We start from the raw sequence: 19,118 nt of genomic DNA, 5'->3' as shown, positions 1-19,118 counted from the left end.
ATGCGAGCCGCGTCCGCGGCCCGCCGGGCGGGGCGCATGATGCGCTGCGGGATATTTTGCTTGACGACCCAATCATGACCCGCTATCGTCAGCGATTCGCAACATGAAGTGATGGTCTCATTTGAGGCTGGCCCAAGAAGCCCGCCCTTCAAACTGGACGCGCCGCTTGAACCCGAGCCACAAGCCCGGCAGAGAGCACCCGATCAATTTTTTGCCGAAAATTCGAAAGGTCAAAATGAACATGCCCAGCGCGGAATTCTCCACGTCGGAACCCCTTTCCCCTCCCGATAGCGACTCCATCGGCGCCACCGTGCTCATGAAGGCACTGGCCGACGAGAACGTCGAATTCATCTGGGGCTACCCCGGCGGCTCGGTACTCTACATCTACGACGAGCTTTACAAGCAGGACAAGATTCAGCACGTGCTGGTGCGCCACGAACAGGCGGCCGTGCACGCAGCCGATGCGTATGCGCGTTCCACCGGCAATGTCGGCGTCTGTCTCGTGACGTCCGGCCCCGGTGTCACCAATGCGGTGACCGGCATCGCGACGGCCTACATGGATTCGATCCCGATGGTCGTGATCAGCGGCCAGGTGCCGACTGCCGCGATCGGCCAGGACGCGTTCCAGGAATGCGATACGGTCGGCATCACGCGTCCGTGCGTGAAGCACAACTTCCTTGTGAAGGACGTGCGCGACCTCGCGGAAACCGTCAAGAAGGCGTTCTACATCGCCCGCACCGGCCGTCCGGGCCCGGTGCTGATCGACATCCCGAAGGACATCTCGAAGACGCCGTGCCAGTACGAGCCGGTCAAGAGCGTGTCGCTGCGTTCGTACAACCCCGTCACGAAGGGCCATTCGGGCCAGATCCGCAAGGCCGTGTCGCTGCTGCTGTCGGCGAAGCGTCCCTATATCTACACGGGCGGCGGCATCATCCTCGCCGACGCGGCACGCGAACTGAACCAGTTCGCCGACCTGCTCGGCTACCCGGTCACGAACACGCTGATGGGCCTCGGCGGCTATCGCGCGTCGGACAAGAAATTCCTCGGCATGCTCGGCATGCACGGCACCTACGAAGCGAACATGGCGATGCAGCACTGCGACGTGCTGATCGCGATCGGCGCCCGCTTCGACGACCGCGTGATCGGCGACCCGGCGCACTTCGCGTCGCGTCCGCGCAAGATCATCCACATCGACATCGACCCGTCGTCGATCTCGAAGCGCGTGAAGGTCGACATCCCGATCGTCGGCGACGTGAAGGAAGTGCTGAAGGAGCTGATCGAACAGCTGCAGACGGCCGAGCACGGCCCCGACACCGACGCGCTCGCGCAATGGTGGAAGGACATCGAAAGCTGGCGCGCGAAAGACTGCCTGAAGTTCGACCGCGACAGCGAGATCATCAAGCCGCAGTACGTGGTCGAGAAGGCGTGGGAGCTGACGGACGGCAACGCGTTCGTGTGCTCGGACGTCGGCCAGCACCAGATGTGGGCTGCGCAGTTCTACCGTTTCAACAAGCCGCGTCGCTGGATCAACTCCGGCGGCCTCGGCACGATGGGCTTCGGCCTGCCGGCAGCGATGGGCGTCAAGATGGCGCACCCGGACGACGACGTGCTGTGCATCACGGGCGAAGGCTCGATCCAGATGTGCATCCAGGAACTGTCGACCTGCCTGCAGTACGACACGCCCGTGAAGATCATTTCGCTGAACAACCGCTATCTCGGCATGGTCCGCCAGTGGCAGCAGATCGAATACAGCAAGCGCTATTCGCATTCGTACATGGATGCGCTGCCCGACTTCGTGAAGCTCGCCGAAGCGTACGGCCATGTCGGCATGCGGATCGAAAAGACCTCGGATGTGGAGCCGGCGCTGAAGGAAGCGCTGCGCCTGAAGGACCGCACCGTGTTTCTCGACTTCCAGACCGATCCGACCGAAAACGTCTGGCCGATGGTACAGGCCGGCAAGGGCATCACCGAGATGCTGCTCGGATCGGAAGATCTGTAACGGCGCGACGCGCGTCCAGGCCGGGAGCGGCCGCCTTCACGAAGGGCGGTGCGGCACCGGGCGGCGCGCGGCGCGAGTGAATCGACACGGACACATTCTGGAAGAAGCGAACATGAGACACATCATTTCCGTCCTGCTGGAAAACGAACCGGGCGCGCTGTCGCGCGTGGTCGGTCTGTTTTCCGCACGCGGCTACAACATCGAAACCTTGACGGTGGCGCCGACCGAAGACCAATCGCTGTCGCGGCTCACCATCGTTTCCATTGGCTCCGACGACGTGATCGAACAGATCACGAAGCATCTGAACCGCCTGATCGAGGTGGTGAAAGTGGTGGACCTGACCGACGGTGCACACATCGAACGCGAGCTGATGCTGATCAAGGTACGTGCAGTGGGCAAGGAGCGCGAAGAAATGAAGCGGATGTCGGACATTTTCCGCGGCCGCATCATCGACGTGACCGAAAAGACCTACACGATCGAATTGACGGGCGCGAGCGACAAGCTCGACGCATTCATCCAGGGGCTGGACGCCACCGCGATCCTAGAGACCGTGCGTACCGGCAGCTCCGGCATCGGACGCGGCGAGCGCATCCTGAAGGTGTGATGCCGAAATTGCCAAAGAGGCACGCCGGGTGCGCCGTCATGTCCCGGCCCGCAGTACTCCATCTGAACGAATTGTTGAATTTTTGAATTAGCGAAGGAACCATCATGAACGTTTTCTACGACAAAGACGCTGACCTCTCCCTCATCAAGGGCAAGCAAGTCACGATCATCGGCTATGGCTCGCAAGGCCATGCACACGCACTGAACCTGAAGGACAGCGGCGTGAACGTGACGGTCGGCCTTCGCAAGGACGGCGCGTCGTGGAGCAAGGCTGAAAACGCAGGCCTCGCGGTCAAGGAAGTCGCGGAAGCGGTGAAGGGCGCGGACGTCGTCATGATGCTGCTGCCGGACGAGCAGATCGCCGACGTGTACGCGAAGGAAGTGCACGCGAACATCAAGCAGGGCGCCGCACTGGCATTCGCGCACGGCTTCAACGTCCACTACGGCCAGGTGATCCCGCGCGCCGACCTCGACGTGATCATGATCGCGCCGAAGGCCCCGGGCCACACCGTGCGCGGCACGTACTCGCAAGGTGGCGGCGTGCCGCACCTGATCGCGGTTGCGCAGAACAAGTCGGGCGCGGCACGCGACATCGCGCTGTCGTACGCGGCAGCGAACGGCGGCGGCCGTGCCGGCATCATCGAGACGAACTTCCGCGAAGAGACCGAAACCGACCTGTTCGGCGAGCAGGCCGTGCTGTGCGGCGGTACCGTCGAGCTGATCAAGGCAGGTTTCGAGACGCTGGTCGAAGCCGGCTACGCGCCGGAAATGGCGTACTTCGAGTGCCTGCACGAACTGAAGCTGATCGTCGACCTGATCTACGAAGGCGGCATCGCGAACATGAACTACTCGATCTCGAACAACGCCGAGTATGGCGAGTACGTGACGGGCCCGCGCGTCGTCACGGAAGAGACGAAGAAGGCGATGAAGCAGTGCCTGACCGACATCCAGACGGGCGAGTACGCAAAGAGCTTCATCCTCGAGAACAAGGCAGGCGCCCCGACGCTGCAGTCGCGCCGCCGCCTGACGGCCGAGCACCAGATCGAGCAGGTCGGTGCGAAGCTGCGCGCGATGATGCCGTGGATCGCGAAGAACAAGCTCGTCGACCAGACGAAGAACTAAGCACGGATCGCGCAAAACGTGCTGTTCCGGCCCTTCGAGTGGAGGGTCGGTTTCAAAAAGCCGTCCGAAGGCAGCAGTGCCCCGGGCGGCTTTTGCTATCCTACGGGCTTTGCAATTCACCGAACACCGAACGAACCCATGAACTATCCTCATCCGATCATCGCGCGCGAAGGCTGGCCGTTCATCGCGATTGCAGCCGTCATCGCGTTGTTGATCCACGCCGTCGGGGGCTTCGGCTTCGCGTGGCCGTTCTGGCTGCTGCTCGTCTTCGTCGTCCAGTTCTTCCGCGATCCGCAGCGCCCGATCCCGGCACAGCCGAATGCGGTGCTGTGCCCGGCCGACGGCCGCATCGTCGCGGTCGAGACCACGCAGGATCCGTACGCGAACCGCGAAGCGCTGAAGATCAGCGTGTTCATGAATGTCTTCAACGTTCACTCGCAGCGTTCGCCGGTCGACGGCGCGATCTCCAAGGTCGAGTACTTCCCGGGCGCGTTCCTGAACGCGGCGATCGACAAGGCGTCGACCGAGAACGAGCGCAATGCGGTCGTGATCCAGACCGCGAGCGGCAAGACCGTCACCGCCGTGCAGATCGCCGGCCTCGTCGCCCGCCGGATCCTCTGCTACGTGCGCGCCGGCGAGCCGCTGTCGCGCGGCCAGCGCTACGGTTTCATCCGCTTCGGTTCGCGCGTCGACGTGTATCTGCCGCTCGGCAGCCGCGCGAAGGTGTCGATCGGCGAGAAGGTCTACGCGTCGTCGACGATCCTCGCCGAGCTCGAACAGTAAGCGGCGGGGCGCACGATGGCCGCATTCAAACCGCGTCGGCCGCGTAACGGCTCCGGCCAGACGCCACGTCCGTTCCGCCGCAACAAGGTAATGGCGCCCGATCCCGCGCCGCTCGAGAGCCGCCGTGCCGCGCGCCAGCGGTTCCTGAAGACGCGCGGCATCTACCTGCTGCCGAACGCATTCACGACCGCCGCGCTGTTCTGCGGCTTCTTCGCGGTCGTGCAGGCGATGAACGTGCGCTTCGAGATCGCCGCGATCGCGATCTTCGTCGCGATGGTGCTCGACGGGATGGACGGGCGCGTCGCGCGCATGACGCATACGCAAAGCGCGTTCGGCGAACAGTTCGACAGCCTGTCGGACATGGTGTCGTTCGGCGTCGCGCCCGCGCTCGTGATGTACGAGTGGGTGCTGAAGGATCTCGGCCGCTGGGGCTGGCTCGCCGCGTTCGTCTATTGCTCGGGCGCCGCGCTGCGCCTCGCGCGCTTCAACACGAACATCGGCGTCGTCGACAAGCGCTTCTTCCAGGGGCTGCCGAGCCCGGCCGCCGCCGCGCTGATCGCCGGCTTCGTGTGGCTCGCGACCGACAACCGCGTGCCGATGAAGCTCGGCTGGCTGCCGTGGGTTGCGTTCGCACTGACGATCTATGCGGGCGTGACGATGGTGTCGAACGCGCCGTTCTACAGCGGCAAGGCGCTCGACGTGCGGCACCGCGTGCCATTCGCGGCGATCCTGCTGGTCGTCGTCGCGTTCGTGCTCGTGTCGTCCGATCCGCCGCTGATGCTGTTCTGCCTGTTCGTGCTGTACGGGCTGTCCGGCTACGTGTTCTGGGCCTACATGGCCGTGCGCGGGCGGGCGAATCCCGCGCGCTCGTCGCAACGCGACCACTGACGCGCAACCTGTCCTGAAACGGCGGCCTCGGAGATGATTCCGGGCCGCCGTTTTCATTTGCCCCTTTTCATGCGTCGGGGCCCGGCATCCCGGGTGCCGTCCGATTGCGCACCCGGCGGAATGTCGCTATAGTCTTTGGCATGACTGCATTTCCCCGCCTCTCCCTCCTTCTAGCCGGTGCGCCGCTACGCGCGCTAGCTTTGGCGCGCCTGCCGCGCTGACCGTTCTCGCCCTCCGTCAAGCCTCGTCTGTTGTTGAGCGTCGCCAGCGGTGGCGCGATCTCATTACGTTCGATTCCCGTATAAAGAGCCCTGGAGCCCCCCATGACAGACAAGCTGATCATTTTCGATACGACGTTGCGTGACGGTGAACAATCGCCCGGCGCGTCGATGACGAAGGAAGAGAAAATCCGCATCGCGAAGCATCTCGAGCGGATGAAGGTCGACGTGATCGAGGCCGGTTTCGCGGCCAGCTCGAACGGCGATTTCGACGCGATCCACACGATCGCCGGTCTCGTGAAGGACAGCACGATCTGCTCGCTGGCGCGCGCCAACGACAAGGACATCCAGCGTGCGGCCGACGCGCTGAAGCCTGCCAACAGCTCGCGGATCCACACGTTCATCGCGACGTCGCCGCTGCACATGGAAAAGAAGCTGCGCATGACGCCGGACCAGGTGTTCGAGCAGGCGCGCCTCGCGGTGCGCTTCGCGCGCAAGTTCACCGACAACGTCGAATTCTCGCCGGAAGACGGCAGCCGTTCGGATCTTGACTTCCTGTGCCGCGTGCTGGAAGCGGTGATCGCCGAAGGGGCGACGACGATCAACATCGCCGACACGGTCGGCTACGGCGTGCCGGAACTCTACGGCAACCTCGTGAAGACGCTGCGCGAACGCATTCCGAACTCGGACAAGGCGATCTTCTCCGTGCATTGCCACAACGATCTCGGGATGGCGGTGGCGAACTCGCTCGCCGGCGTGAAGATCGGCGGCGCGCGCCAGGTCGAGTGCACGATCAACGGTCTCGGCGAGCGCGCGGGCAACACGTCGCTCGAGGAAATCGTGATGGCCGTGAAGACCCGCAAGGACTACTTCGGCCTCGACGTCGGCATCGACACGACGCAGATCGTGCCGACCTCGAAGCTCGTGTCGCAGATCACCGGTTTCGTCGTGCAGCCGAACAAGGCGGTGGTCGGCGCGAACGCGTTCGCGCACGCGTCGGGCATCCACCAGGACGGCGTGCTGAAGGCGCGCGACACCTACGAAATCATGCGCGCGGAAGACGTGGGCTGGACCGCGAACAAGATCGTGCTCGGCAAGCTGTCGGGTCGCAACGCGTTCAAGCAGCGCCTGCAGGAGCTCGGCGTGTCGCTCGACAGCGAAGCCGAACTGAACGCCGCGTTCATGCGCTTCAAGGACCTCGCCGACCGCAAGGCCGAGATCTTCGACGAAGACATCATCGCGATCGTCTCGGAAGAATCGGCGCTCGCGCACGAGCAGGAGCACTTCAAGTTCGTGTCGCTGTCGCAGCGTTCGGAGACGGGCGAGCAGCCGCAGGCGAAGATCGTGTTCGCGGTCGAAGGCAAGGAAGTGACCGGCGAGGCACGCGGCAACGGGCCGGTCGACGCGACGTTCAACGCGATCGAGGGTGAAGTCGGCAGCGGTTCCGAACTGCTGCTGTACTCGGTGAACGCGATCACGACCGGCACGCAGGCGCAGGGCGAAGTGACGGTCCGGCTGTCGAAGAGCGGGCGGATCGTCAACGGCGTCGGCACCGATCCGGACATCGTCGCCGCGTCCGCGAAGGCGTACATCTCGGCACTGAACAAGCTGCATTCGAAGGACGACAAGGTCAACCCGCAGCGCGCATAAGCGCTGCGCGTCGAGCGCCCGAAGCACACGAAACGCCCCGTGCGGCCTTGCGCCGCCCGGGGCGTTTTTCATGCGCCGCTCATTCGGCGGCCGGCGCGCGGAACGACCAGCGGCGCGCGGCCTGGCGGGGCGCCGGGCTGCGGCGGCGGAATTCGACCGCGATCCCGCGCCGCGGCGCATCGGCGATGAACGCGTCGAGCAGTTCGAGCACGTCGTGGTCGATGTAGTCGGCGCGCGTCGCGTCGATGATCACGGCCGCGCGGTCCGGAATGTGCCGCAGGTGATGCTTGACCTGCACCTTGCCGAGGAACGACACGTCCTTGCGGAACGACAGCAGGAAGTGGTCGTCGTGCTGCGCGAGCGTGACGGGACTCTTCAGGTTCGCCATCGCGACCGCCAGCACGCTGCAGGCGAGGCCGAGCGCGATGCCGAACAGCAGGTCGACCGCCAGCACGCCCGCGATCGTCGCGGCGAACGGCACGAACGCGGCCGGGCCCTGTTTCAGCACCGAGCGGAACAGCGCCGGCTTCGCGAGCTTGAAGCCGGTGTGGATCAGGATCGCCGCGAGGCTCGCGAGCGGGATCAGGTTGATCAGCCCGGTGAGCGCGAACACGCTGGCGAGCAGCAGGATCCCGTGCACGATCGCCGACATCCGGCTTTGGGCACCCGCGTTCACGTTGACCGAACTGCGCACGATCACCGACGTGATCGGCAGCCCGCCGACCGCGCCCGCGACGAGATTGCCGACGCCCTGGGCCTTGAGTTCGCGGTCCGGCTGGGTCGGCCGGCGCTTCGGATCGATCTGTTCGACCGCCTCCAGGCTCAGCAGCGTCTCGAGGCTCGCGACGACCGCGAGCGTGATCGCGACGCGCCACACGTCCGGATTGACGAGTTGCGCGAAGTTCGGGCCGAGCTCGGCATGCTTCAGCGATGCCGCGAGCGCCGCGAACGATTCGAGCTCCGGCAGCGTGACGCGATGCGCGGCGCCCGGCGCGACCGACGGTGCAACGACGCCGAGCACCAGCGTCGCGCCGATGCCGAACACGACGACCGCGAGCGGCGCGGGCACCGCGCGCACCCAGCCGAAGCGCTTGAGCGCCGGCGTGTCCCACGCGACCAGCAGCGCGAGCGAGACGAGCGCGATGGCCGTTGCGGCCCAGGCGGTCGGCAGGCCGGGCCATGATGCAAACGATTGCGCGGCCGGCCCGCCGATGCCGAATGCGAACGGAATCTGCTTCACGACCAGCAGCAGGCCGATCGCCGCGAGCATGCCCTTGATGACGGGCGACGGTACGTACGCGGCGAAGCGGCCGGCGCGCAGCACGCCGAAGCCGAACTGCAGCACGCCGGACAGCAGCACCGCGAGCAGGAACGCGGAAAAGCTGCCGAGTTGCGCGATCCCTTCGACGACGATCACGACGAGGCCGGCGGCCGGCCCGCTGACCGACAGTGACGAGCCGCTCAACAGCGCGACGATGATCCCGCCGACGATGCCGGACACGAGCCCGGCGAACGGCTCGACGCCGGACGCATTGGCGATGCCGAGACACAACGGCAGCGCGACGAGGAACACGACGATGCCGGCGACGATGTCGCGCGGCAGGGTGGACAGGCGGTCGTTCAGTTTCATGGTTGGGGTGATTTCATTGGCGTAGGGAGGGGCGGGTCAGCCGAGTGCGGCGGCCATGGCGGCATGCTCCGGTTCGGCTTCGGCCGGCGCTGTCGTGTAGCCGGAATCGAGTTCCTTCAGGCGGCCGTCGGCGAGCGAAAAGATCCAGCCGTGCACGAGCGGCGGCCGCTGCCGGCCATGCACGATCGGCGAGGCGCGCAGCAGCCGCACCTGTTCGAGCACGTTGAGTTCCGCCAGGCGGTCGGCGGCGGCCGTGTCGTCGAGTCCGTCGAGCGTGTCGCGATGGCGCCGTGCAAGCGCGCACAGCGGCGCGATGCGGCGCGCGACGTGCGGCAGGTCGGCCGGCGGCGGCAGCAGCGACGCGCGCACCCCGCCGCATCCGTAGTGGCCGCACACGATCACGTGGTCGACTTCGAGCACGCGCACGGCGTACTCGAGCACGCTCGCGGAATTGTCGTCGTCGGGATGGAACAGGTTCGCGATGTTGCGATGGACGAACAGCTCGCCGGGCACGCAATGCGTGATGGTTTCGGCTGGCACCCGGCTGTCGGCGCAGCCGATCCACAGCACGCGCGGATTCTGGCCGCGCGCGAGTGCGTCGAAGAAACCGGGCGTGTGCTCGTGCGTCTCGCGGGCCCAGGCGATGTTGGCAACCAGCATGCTCTTGGGGCGATTCATGAGGACTCCTTTCTGATAAGAACAAACTAATACCGGGCGAAGTGGAGCAATAGGATGCTTTCTAAATTGAAAGGTTCAATTTCATGCGATATTAGGGGTATGCCCTAACATCCGGTGCCAATGATACAAATTGTTTCAACTCGATCTGGAGAGGTGCACCGAATGCACCAATGCAACGCATGACATGTATCGTGCATGCCTGTTTCCCGCCCGCGGCCGCGTGGCGCGGGGTTCACCCGTGACGCTTTCGGCGCATATTCGATCGGAAAGGATTGCTGCTTCAATTCGAAATTAATCGAATATGACGGAAAAAATGAAATGGCCATTCACGCAATAATTCGTGAATGGCCATTGCGAAAATTGCGCGTAAATGCGCAATCAATCCGATCAGAACAGGTTGCGGCGATCGGGATCGTGCAGCGGGTCCGGTGTTTTCTGCGTAGTGCGCAGGATGCCCTGCGGGTCGAAGTAGAAGCTGTACATCATGTACCAGACGTTGTCTTCGAGATAGCGGTAGGTCCACACCTCGCGCTTCATCAGCGGGAAGTAGGACGTCTCGACCGGGCGGCCGAAATTGACGAGCACGTCGGTCTTGGTCCACTTGCCGATGTCCGCGCGATAGAACTCGCTCGGCTGCAGCACCTGGCGCACGTTGACGATCCGGTGGGCCGCGTCGACGTCGGCCGCGATGGTGATCTCGCCCATCGGCTGGGTCGGCCACATCAGGCGCTTGCCGCCGCCGGGCAGGTCGTAGATCTCGCGCGGCGGGCCCATGCGCGCGACGATCGCCGACTCGTCCTGGCCGGCCTGGTATTGCTGCCACGGTTGCGCACAGCCGGCGAGCAGCGCCGCCGCACAGGCGACCAGCACCGGCAGGCGCGCGGGAATGCGAATGCGCATGGGATCCTCCAGAACGCTCTAACCGTTCAGTTGTATCACGGACGGCGCGCGCCGGCGCATCGTGCCGAAAAAATCGGTGCGGATCGCCGGCTGGGTGCCGTCGGAGTGTCGTTGCGCGCCGGGCTTGCGGCCGGCGCCGCCCGCGGCCTATGATCCGCGCTTCTCGGACAGGTTGAAGGGCAGGGAGCCGATGCAGCTGTGGAAACGGTACGCGCTCGCATGGAGCGCGGGGTGGATGCTGGCGTCGTCCGCGTTCGCGGCAGGCGAGCCGGTACGGATCGCGCTGATCGAAGGGATGTCGGGCCCGTTCGCGAACGCGGGCGCGGCCGTCGAGCGCAACCTGCGCTTCGGCGTCGAGCGGGTCAACGCGGCGGGCGGCGTGAAGCTGCGTGACGGCGCGCACCCGCTCGAACTCGTCGTGCTCGACAGCAAGGGCAGCCCGGAGGAGGCGCTGGTGCAGTTGCGCGCGGCGGCGGACCGGCACATCGGTTTCGTCGCGCAGGGCAACAGCTCGGCGGTCGCGGCCGCGCTCGTCGCGGCGCTCGACAAGCTGAACGCGCGCAATCCGGACAGCCGGATGCTGTTCCTCAACTATTCGGCCGACGATCCGGCGCTGACCGGTGCGCGCTGCAGCTTCTGGCATTTCCGCTTCGACGCACACGCGGGGATGCGGATGGCCGCGCTGGCGGACGTGATGGCGCGCGACCGCCCGCTGCGCAAGGTCTACCTGCTGAACCAGGACTACAGCTTCGGCCACGACGTCAGCGCGCTGGCGCGGCAGGCGCTGGCCGAGCGGCGCCCCGACGTGACGATCGCCGGCGACGAATTCCACCCGATTGGCCGCATCAAGGATTTCTCGCCCTATATCGCGAAGATCCGGGCGAGCGGCGCGGACGCCGTCGTGACCGGCAACTGGGGCAACGACCTCACGCTGCTCGTGAAGGCGGCACGCGAGCAGGGGCTGAACGCGAAGTTCTATACGTTCTACGGCAACAGCCTCGGCGCGCCGGCCGCGCTCGGCGATGCGGGCGTCGGCCGGGTGGTCGCCGTCGCGGACTGGCATCCGAACGCGGGCGGCGCGCAATCGGATGCGTTCTACCGCGCGTTCCGGACCCGTTTTCCCGCTGCTCCGGACGACTATCCGGTGCGACGGATGAGCCTGATGATCGAGATGCTCGCGGCGGCGATGAATCGCGCCGGCTCGTCCGACCCCGTCGCAGTGGCGCGCGCGCTCGAAGGGCTGTCGCTCGACGACGGCTTCCACGCGTCGTGGATGCGGGCGCAGGATCACCAGTTGATCCAGCCCCTTTATGTGATGGAAATGGACAAGGCCGGCACGCCGGGCGTGCGCTTCGACAACGAGGGCTCGGGATACGGTTTCCGGACGGTCCTCGCGGTGCCCGCGCAGCGCACGCAGATGCCGTCGACCTGCTCGATGACGCGCCCGTGACAGGAGGCGATGGAACGGCGTGCAGTTGTGCTACAATGCCCGCCGGTTGTAAGTCACGGCACGGCCATTCTTCCGTGTCCGCCTGTTAGTTAGCCAGTAGGAAACAAAGGAAATCTCATGTCTGTTGCAGATATCAAGAAGTCGGAAGTCGTTGCTCAGTTCGCCCGCGGTACCAACGACACGGGTTCGCCCGAAGTCCAGGTCGCACTGCTGACCGCACGTATCGTCGAACTGACGGGTCACTTCAAGACCCACGCGAAGGATCACCACAGCCGCCGCGGCCTGCTGCGCATGGTGAGCCGCCGCCGCAAGCTGCTCGACTACCTCAAGGGCAAGGATGCCGACCGTTACCGCGCGCTGATCGAGAAGCTGGGTCTGCGTAAGTAATCGAGGCGATTGCCGCCAGCAAGATGCCTGTGTCAGTCCGCTGATGCAGGCATTTTGTTTTTGCGCGGTGCGTAGCGTCACGCGCACCGCAGGTCGTCCGGCACGTGGGTGCCGGGCTGCCGGAACGGCTGATACCGGGGTCGGGATTTGTGTCATTCCAGCGCGCCGCTCGTCGAGCGGCGTGCTGGAATGGCATAAAAAACACACCTTGCTCCGGGTGATTCGGTCGGGACGCCGCCGCGCGGGATGGCCCGCACGGCGAATGAAATGAATGAATTCAAAGGAGCAACCATGTCCATGTTCAACAAGGTCGTGAAGGAATTCCAGTGGGGCCAGCACAAGGTGCGCCTCGAAACCGGTGAAGTCGCCCGCCAGGCGAGCGGTGCCGTGATCGTCGACGTGGAAGACACCGTCGTGCTGGCCACCGTCGTCGGCGCGAAGTCGGCGAAGCCGGGTCAGGACTTCTTCCCGCTGACCGTCGACTACCTCGAAAAGACCTACTCGGCCGGCAAGATCCCGGGCGGCTTCTTCCGTCGCGAAGGCCGTCCGTCGGAACACGAGACGCTGACGTCGCGCCTGATCGACCGTCCGCTGCGCCCGCTGTTCCCGGAAGGCTTCTACAACGAAGTCCAGGTCGTGATCCACGTGCTGTCCGTGAACCCGGAAATCCCGGCGGACATCCCCGCGCTGATCGGCGCATCGGCCGCGCTTGCCGTATCGGGCCTGCCGTTCAACGGTCCGGTCGGTGCCGCGCGCGTCGCGTACATCGACAACGCCTACGTGCTGAACCCGACGCGTGACCAGATCAAGGCATCGAGCCTCGACCTCGTCGTCGCCGGTACGGAGCGCGCGGTGCTGATGGTCGAATCGGAAGCCGACCAGCTGCCGGAAGACGTGATGCTGGGCGCGGTCGTGTTCGGCCACGAGCAGATGCAGACGGCGATCGACGCGATCCACGAGCTCGTGCGCGAAGGCGGCAAGCCCGAGTGGGACTGGCAGCCGGCACCGAAGAACGAAGCGCTGATCGCGCGCGTGACGGAACTGGCGCACGGCGACCTGCTCGCCGCTTACCAGCTGCGCGACAAGCAAGCGCGTTCGACGAAGCTGAAGGAAGTCTACGCAGCAACCTCGGCGAAGCTCGAGGAAGACGCGCTGGCGGCCGGCACGGTCGCGGCCGACAAGGCGACCGTTGGCAACATCCTGTTCGACATCGAAGCGAAGATCGTCCGTTCGCAGATCCTGAACGGCGAGCCGCGCATCGACGGTCGCGACACGCGCACCGTGCGTCCGATCGAGATCCGCACCGGCGTGCTGCCGCGCACCCACGGTTCGGCGCTGTTCACGCGTGGCGAAACGCAGGCGCTCGTCGTCGCGACGCTCGGCACCAAGGGTGACGAGCAGATCATCGACGCGCTCGAAGGCGAATACCGCGAGCGCTTCATGCTCCACTACAACATGCCCCCGTTCGCGACCGGCGAAACGGGCCGCGTCGGCTCGCCGAAGCGTCGTGAAATCGGCCACGGCCGTCTCGCGAAGCGCGCGCTGGTCAAGTGCCTGCCGAGCGCCGACGAATTCGGCTATTCGATCCGTGTCGTGTCGGAAATCACCGAATCGAACGGTTCGTCGTCGATGGCATCGGTGTGCGGCGGCTGCCTCGCGCTGATGGACGCCGGCGTGCCGATGAAGGCGCACGTCGCGGGCATCGCGATGGGCCTGATCCTCGAAGGCAACAAGTTCGCGGTGCTGACCGACATCCTCGGCGACGAAGATCACCTCGGCGACATGGACTTCAAGGTGGCCGGCACGGAGCAAGGCGTGACGGCACTGCAGATGGACATCAAGATCCAGGGCATCACGAAGGAAATCATGCAGGTCGCGCTCGCGCAGGCGAAGGAAGGCCGCATGCACATCCTCGGCAAGATGACGTCGGCGGTCTCGGGTGCGAACACGCAACTGTCGGAATTCGCGCCGCGCATGATCACGATCAAGATCAACCCGGAAAAGATCCGCGACGTGATCGGCAAGGGCGGTTCGGTGATCCGCGCGCTGACCGAAGAAACCGGCACGACCATCGACATCTCCGATGACGGCGTCGTGACGATCGCGAGCACGAACAGCGAAGGCATGGCCGAAGCGAAGAAGCGCATCGAGCAAATCACGGCCGAGATCGAAGTCGGCCAGGTGTACGAAGGCACGGTGCTCAAGCTGCTCGATTTCGGCGCGATCGTGAACCTGCTGCCGGGCAAGGACGGCCTGCTGCACATCTCGGAAATCGTCAACGAGCGCGTGAAGGACATCAACGACTACCTGAAGGAAGGCCAGCAGGTGAAGGTCAAGGTGATCCAGACGGACGAGAAGGGTCGCGTGCGTCTGTCGGCGAAGGCGCTGCTGAACGAAGCGGCGGCGGCGTCGCATTCGGATACGCCGCCGCAGCAGTAAGCGGACAGGCGTGAGAACGGCCGGCAGTGCGAAAGCGTGCCGGCCGTTTTTTCTGTAGCATCGTTGTGCGGCGCAGCAGCGCCGGCGAGGCGCCCGTGCCGCGCACGGGGTGCGCCACCCGATTCCGATCCTGGAGCGACCACCATGAAAGCCATCGAAATCACCGAATTCGGCGCCCCCGACGTGCTGAAGCTCGCGGAGCGTCCGCGCCCCGAACCGAAGCGCGGCGAAGTGCTGATCAAGGTGGCGGCTTCCGGCGTGAACCGGCCCGACGTATTCCAGCGCAAGGGCGCCTATGCGCCGCCGCCGGGGGCATCGGATCTGCCGGGCCTCGAGGTCGCGGGCGAGATCGTCGGCGGCGACCTGTCGGATGCGGCGCTGAACCCGTTCGGCCTGAAGCTGGGCGATCGCGTCTGCGCGCTGCTCGCGGGCGGCGGCTACGCCGAGTACGCGGTCGCGCCGCTGCCGCAATGCCTGCCGGTTCCCGACGGGCTGACCGACATCGAAGCCGCGTCGCTGCCCGAAACGTTCTTCACGGTGTGGAGCAACGTGTTCGACCGCGCGCTGCTCGGCGCGGGCGAAGGCGGCGAGCAGGAAACGCTGCTCGTGCAGGGCGGCTCGAGCGGGATCGGCGTGACGGCGATCCAGATCGCACACGCGCTCGGCTATCGCGTGTTCGCGACGGCCGGGAATGCCGACAAATGCCGGGCATGCGAGGCGCTCGGCGCCGAACGTGCAATCAACTACAAGACCGAGGACTTCGTCGAGGTCGTCAAGTCGCTGACGCACGATCGTGGCGTCGACGTGATCCTCGACATGGTCGCGGGCTCGTACGTGCCGCGCGAACTGTCCGCGCTCGCGGATGGCGGCCGCCTCGTGCTGATCGCGCTGCTCGGCGGGGCGAAGGCCGAGGTCAACCTGAACGAGATCCTGCGCCGCCGGCTGACGGTGACGGGCTCGACACTGCGTCCGCGTCCGGTCGAGTTCAAGGCGCGCATCGCCGCACAGCTGAAGGCGCGCGTCTGGCCGCTGCTCGCGGACGGCCGCATCAAGCCCGTGATCTACCGCGTGCTGCCGGCCGGCGAGGCCGCGCAGGCGCATGCGCTGATGGAAAGCGGCGAGCACATCGGCAAGATCGTGCTCGATTGGGGTACGACCACCTGACGGCCGTGCGGCCGGACTTGACATGCGCGGTTTGACCGGTTCAAGCCGCGCGCAGTAAAATCGCGGGTTTGCTTCGCCAGATCCAACCTGACGGCCGGTTTCCGGTGCGTTAATGACAAGATAGTGACGAGACAGACACGATGTCGAAACAACGAACGAAGCGAGTGATCGGCAACTGGAAGATGCACGGCCGGCTGGCCGGCAACCAGGCGTTGCTGAACGAAGTGGTGCAGGGCGCAGGCGCGGTGGCGGCCGAGACGTCGATCGGCGTGTGCGTGCCGTTCCCGTATCTCGCGCAGGTTCAGGCGCAGCTCGCCGGCGGCCGTGTCGCGTTCGGCGCGCAGGACGTGTCCGCGCACGAGCAGGGCGCGTTCACCGGTGAAGTGGCGGCCGCAATGGTGGCGGAGTTCGGCGCGCAATATGCGATCGTCGGTCACTCGGAGCGCCGCGCGTATCACGGCGAGCGCAGCGAAACCGTCGCTGCGAAGGCGCAGCGCGCGCTCGCGGCAGGCCTCACGCCCGTCGTGTGCGTCGGTGAAACGCTCGGCGAGCGCGAAGCGGGTGCGACCGAGCAGGTGGTCGGCGCGCAGCTCGACGCCGTGCTGGCCGTGCTGACGGCCGACGAGGCGGCGCGTATCGTCGTCGCGTACGAGCCGGTCTGGGCGATCGGCACGGGCAAGAGCGCGACGTCGGCACAGGCGCAGGACGTACACGCATTCCTGCGTGCGCGTCTCGCGGCGAAGGGGGCGGCGGACGTATCGGTGCTGTACGGCGGCAGCGTGAAGCCGGACAACGCGGAAGAACTGTTCGCGCAGCCGGACATCGACGGCGGCCTGATCGGCGGCGCGTCGCTGAAGGCGGAAGATTTCCTGGCGATCTGCCGGGCCGCGCGTTGAGCGGTCCGGGGTCGAATTGAACCATGATGGCGGCCGGTCGGTCCGGTCGCCTGATCCAATCGGGTGGGTGTGATGCTGTTATTCAAGACGCTGATTATTGTCGTGCAGGTACTGTCTGCACTGGGTGTGATCGGGCTGGTGCTGCTCCAGCACGGCAAGGGTGCCGACATGGGTGCTGCATTCGGCAGCGGCGCGTCGGGCAGCCTGTTCGGTGCGACGGGCTCAGCGAACTTTCTGTCGCGCACGACGGGCATTCTCGCGACGATCTTTTTCGTCGCGACGCTCGCACTGACGTATCTCGGTTCGTACAAGTCGACGCCGTCGGCCGGCGTGCTCGGCACGGCAGCGACCGCGCCGGCATCGGCACCTGCAGCATCGGCACCGGCAGTCGCGGCGTCCGCCGCAAGCGCGCCGGGCCAGGATGTCCCGAAGTAAAAAGTTAAAATTTTTGCGGTTGTGCGTTGAACAAATCCGGAACTCGGGTTAGAATTTAATTCTTGAAGCGATTCGCGGGAAACGAGCAGTACAACCCGAGTTGCATGCAGTGCCGACGTGGTGAAATTGGTAGACACGCTATCTTGAGGGGGTAGTGGCGAAAGCTGTGCGAGTTCGAGTCTCGCCGTCGGCACCAAAGTTACTCAATGCCAGCCGCTTCTAGTGGCTGGCATTTTTCATTTGTGGGGTGTGCCTTGCGGTTGTCTTGTGATCGCAGGCACTCCGAAATGATTCCTTCCGCCGGAAGTGGTATTCTCCGGACGCTCAGAACCAACCGATAGAGGATTGCCTTGAACCTCGCAGCCTATTACCCCGTCTTGTTGTTCCTCCTCGTGGGCACTGGTTTAGGTATAGCGCTGGTCAGCATCGGCAAGCTCCTTGGTCCCAACAAGCCGGACGTCGAGAAGAACGCACCGTACGAGTGCGGCTTCGAAGCCTTTGAAGACGCCCGGATGAAATTCGACGTCCGGTACTACCTCGTCGCCATCCTGTTCATCATCTTCGATCTCGAAACCGCATTCCTGTTTCCGTGGGGCGTCGCGCTCCGGGACATCGGCTGGCCGGGTTTCATCGCAATGATGATTTTTCTGCTCGAATTCCTGCTGGGCTTTGCCTATATCTGGAAGAAAGGCGGCCTCGACTGGGAGTGATGGGTTAATCGCCGGTTTGCATGGGCGGCCACGCTCGGTCGCTCGTCTGGAGTGGAAAGCAAATGAGTATCGAAGGGGTCTTGAAGGAAGGGTTTGTCACCACGACGGCTGACAAGCTGATCAACTGGACGCGTACCGGCTCGCTGTGGCCGATGACGTTCGGGCTCGCGTGTTGCGCCGTCGAGATGATGCATGCGGGCGCGGCCCGTTACGACCTGGACCGGTTCGGGGTCGTGTTCCGTCCGAGCCCGCGTCAGTCGGACGTGATGATCGTCGCCGGCACGCTGTGCAACAAGATGGCGCCCGCGCTGCGCCGCGTGTACGACCAGATGGCCGAGCCGCGCTGGGTGATCTCGATGGGGTCGTGCGCGAACGGTGGTGGCTACTACCACTACTCGTACTCGGTGGTCCGCGGTTGCGACCGGATCGTGCCGGTCGACGTCTACGTGCCGGGCTGTCCGCCCACGGCCGAGGCGCTGGTCTACGGCGTGATCCAGCTTCAGGCGAAGATCCGCCGCACCAACACCATCGCCCGTCAATAAAGCCCCGAGCGTCCCCTCAATATGGCAAGCAAAATCGAGACCCTCAAGGCCAACCTCGAAGCCGCGCTCGGCGCGCGCGTGGTGAGCCTCACCGAAGCGATCGGTGAACTGACGCTCGTCGTGAAGGCGAGCGATTACCTCGAAGTCGCAAAGACGCTGCGCGACGATCCGAAGCTCCGTTTCGAGCAGCTGATCGACCTGTGCGGCATCGACTATCAAACGTACGGCGACGGCGCCTACGACGGCCCGCGTTTCGCGGCCGTGTCGCAGTTGCTGTCGGTCACGAACAACTGGCGCCTGCGCCTGCGCGTGTTCGCGCCGGACGACGATCTGCCGATCGTGGCATCGCTCGTCGACATCTGGACCTCCGCAAACTGGTACGAGCGCGAAGCGTTCGACCTGTACGGCCTCGTGTTCGAGGGACACCCCGACCTGCGCCGCATCCTCACCGACTACGGCTTCATCGGCCATCCGTTCCGCAAGGATTTCCCGGTGTCGGGCTATGTCGAAATGCGTTACGACCCGGAAGAGAAGCGGGTCGTCTACCAGCCGGTGACGATCGAGCCGCGCGAAATCACGCCGCGCGTGATCCGCGAGGATCGCTATGGCGGTCTGAAACATTAA

18 protein-coding genes and 1 tRNA gene are annotated in these 19,118 nt (G+C 65.1%); 16 read left to right on the top strand and 3 right to left on the bottom strand.

Annotated elements, in window-relative coordinates:
- The first annotated feature begins 235 nt into the window (after positions 1-235).
- The 6 genes from NQV17_RS15075 (at position 236) to NQV17_RS15050 (ending at position 7,263) form a co-directional block, all read left to right on the top strand.
- Positions 236-1,999 carry an acetolactate synthase 3 catalytic subunit gene (locus NQV17_RS15075; RefSeq protein WP_044844674.1) on the top strand — a complete coding sequence of 588 codons (1,764 nt, stop codon included), beginning with the start codon at positions 236-238 and terminating at the stop codon, positions 1,997-1,999.
- Between the two features lie 112 nt (positions 2,000-2,111).
- Positions 2,112-2,603 (top strand): acetolactate synthase small subunit, encoded by a 492-nt coding sequence (ilvN, locus tag NQV17_RS15070; protein WP_034207977.1) that lies wholly within the window; start codon positions 2,112-2,114, stop codon positions 2,601-2,603.
- Positions 2,604-2,707: 104 nt separating this feature from the next.
- Positions 2,708-3,724 carry a ketol-acid reductoisomerase gene (ilvC, locus tag NQV17_RS15065; RefSeq protein ID WP_044844673.1) on the top strand — a complete coding sequence of 339 codons (1,017 nt, stop codon included), beginning with the start codon at positions 2,708-2,710 and terminating at the stop codon, positions 3,722-3,724.
- A 138-nt stretch (positions 3,725-3,862) separates the two neighbouring features.
- Positions 3,863-4,507, top strand: coding sequence for a phosphatidylserine decarboxylase (locus NQV17_RS15060; protein WP_039370565.1), 645 nt, complete (start codon positions 3,863-3,865; stop codon positions 4,505-4,507).
- A 15-nt stretch (positions 4,508-4,522) separates the two neighbouring features.
- A complete protein-coding gene (pssA, locus tag NQV17_RS15055; protein WP_257772863.1) occupies positions 4,523-5,395 on the top strand; it encodes a CDP-diacylglycerol--serine O-phosphatidyltransferase in 873 nt (290 codons plus the stop codon).
- Positions 5,396-5,718: 323 nt separating this feature from the next.
- The gene (locus NQV17_RS15050) at positions 5,719-7,263 is read left to right on the top strand and encodes a 2-isopropylmalate synthase (RefSeq protein WP_044844671.1); all 1,545 of its coding nucleotides are present in this window, start codon (positions 5,719-5,721) and stop codon (positions 7,261-7,263) included.
- 79 nt (positions 7,264-7,342) lie between these two features.
- On the opposite strand, the gene NQV17_RS15045 is transcribed toward NQV17_RS15050, so the two are convergent.
- The 3 genes from NQV17_RS15045 to NQV17_RS15035 all read right to left on the bottom strand — a co-directional run bounded on the left by NQV17_RS15045 (position 7,343) and on the right by NQV17_RS15035 (position 10,471).
- The gene (locus NQV17_RS15045) at positions 7,343-8,893 is read right to left on the bottom strand and encodes a SulP family inorganic anion transporter (protein WP_257772862.1); all 1,551 of its coding nucleotides are present in this window, start codon (positions 8,891-8,893) and stop codon (positions 7,343-7,345) included.
- A 36-nt stretch (positions 8,894-8,929) separates the two neighbouring features.
- Positions 8,930-9,571, bottom strand: coding sequence for a carbonic anhydrase (locus NQV17_RS15040; protein ID WP_124522486.1), 642 nt, complete (start codon positions 9,569-9,571; stop codon positions 8,930-8,932).
- 387 nt (positions 9,572-9,958) lie between these two features.
- Positions 9,959-10,471 (bottom strand): hypothetical protein, encoded by a 513-nt coding sequence (locus tag NQV17_RS15035; protein ID WP_124487226.1) that lies wholly within the window; start codon positions 10,469-10,471, stop codon positions 9,959-9,961.
- A 190-nt stretch (positions 10,472-10,661) separates the two neighbouring features.
- Here NQV17_RS15035 and NQV17_RS15030 point away from each other — a divergent pair, with 190 nt between their 5' ends.
- From NQV17_RS15030 to NQV17_RS14985, 10 genes are all read left to right on the top strand, one after another.
- Entirely contained in the window at positions 10,662-11,921 is a 1,260-nt protein-coding gene (locus NQV17_RS15030; protein WP_257773020.1) for a branched-chain amino acid ABC transporter substrate-binding protein, read from the top strand.
- 117 nt (positions 11,922-12,038) lie between these two features.
- Positions 12,039-12,308: a 30S ribosomal protein S15 gene (gene rpsO / locus NQV17_RS15025; RefSeq protein WP_006398792.1), complete on the top strand. Its 270-nt coding sequence runs from the start codon at positions 12,039-12,041 to the stop codon at positions 12,306-12,308.
- A 291-nt stretch (positions 12,309-12,599) separates the two neighbouring features.
- Positions 12,600-14,747, top strand: coding sequence for a polyribonucleotide nucleotidyltransferase (gene pnp, locus NQV17_RS15020; RefSeq protein WP_044844667.1), 2,148 nt, complete (start codon positions 12,600-12,602; stop codon positions 14,745-14,747).
- A 144-nt stretch (positions 14,748-14,891) separates the two neighbouring features.
- Complete coding sequence (locus NQV17_RS15015; RefSeq protein ID WP_257772861.1) at positions 14,892-15,911, top strand: NAD(P)H-quinone oxidoreductase; 1,020 nt, start codon at positions 14,892-14,894, stop codon at positions 15,909-15,911.
- Positions 15,912-16,051: 140 nt separating this feature from the next.
- Positions 16,052-16,807 carry a triose-phosphate isomerase gene (gene tpiA / locus NQV17_RS15010; protein WP_257772860.1) on the top strand — a complete coding sequence of 252 codons (756 nt, stop codon included), beginning with the start codon at positions 16,052-16,054 and terminating at the stop codon, positions 16,805-16,807.
- Between the two features lie 72 nt (positions 16,808-16,879).
- Positions 16,880-17,242 (top strand): preprotein translocase subunit SecG, encoded by a 363-nt coding sequence (secG, locus tag NQV17_RS15005; RefSeq protein ID WP_257772859.1) that lies wholly within the window; start codon positions 16,880-16,882, stop codon positions 17,240-17,242.
- Between the two features lie 111 nt (positions 17,243-17,353).
- A tRNA-Leu gene (locus NQV17_RS15000) sits at positions 17,354-17,438 on the top strand.
- Positions 17,439-17,592: 154 nt separating this feature from the next.
- Positions 17,593-17,952 (top strand): NADH-quinone oxidoreductase subunit A, encoded by a 360-nt coding sequence (locus NQV17_RS14995; protein ID WP_006398798.1) that lies wholly within the window; start codon positions 17,593-17,595, stop codon positions 17,950-17,952.
- A gap of 62 nt (positions 17,953-18,014) precedes the next feature.
- Complete coding sequence (locus NQV17_RS14990; protein ID WP_006398799.1) at positions 18,015-18,494, top strand: NADH-quinone oxidoreductase subunit B family protein; 480 nt, start codon at positions 18,015-18,017, stop codon at positions 18,492-18,494.
- Between the two features lie 21 nt (positions 18,495-18,515).
- Complete coding sequence (locus NQV17_RS14985; protein ID WP_044844664.1) at positions 18,516-19,118, top strand: NADH-quinone oxidoreductase subunit C; 603 nt, start codon at positions 18,516-18,518, stop codon at positions 19,116-19,118.

It is taken from the genome of Burkholderia sp. SCN-KJ, assembly GCF_024656005.1.
Taxonomy (GTDB): Bacteria; Pseudomonadota; Gammaproteobacteria; order Burkholderiales; family Burkholderiaceae; genus Burkholderia.
This window is presented reverse-complemented; position numbering and strand designations above follow the sequence as displayed.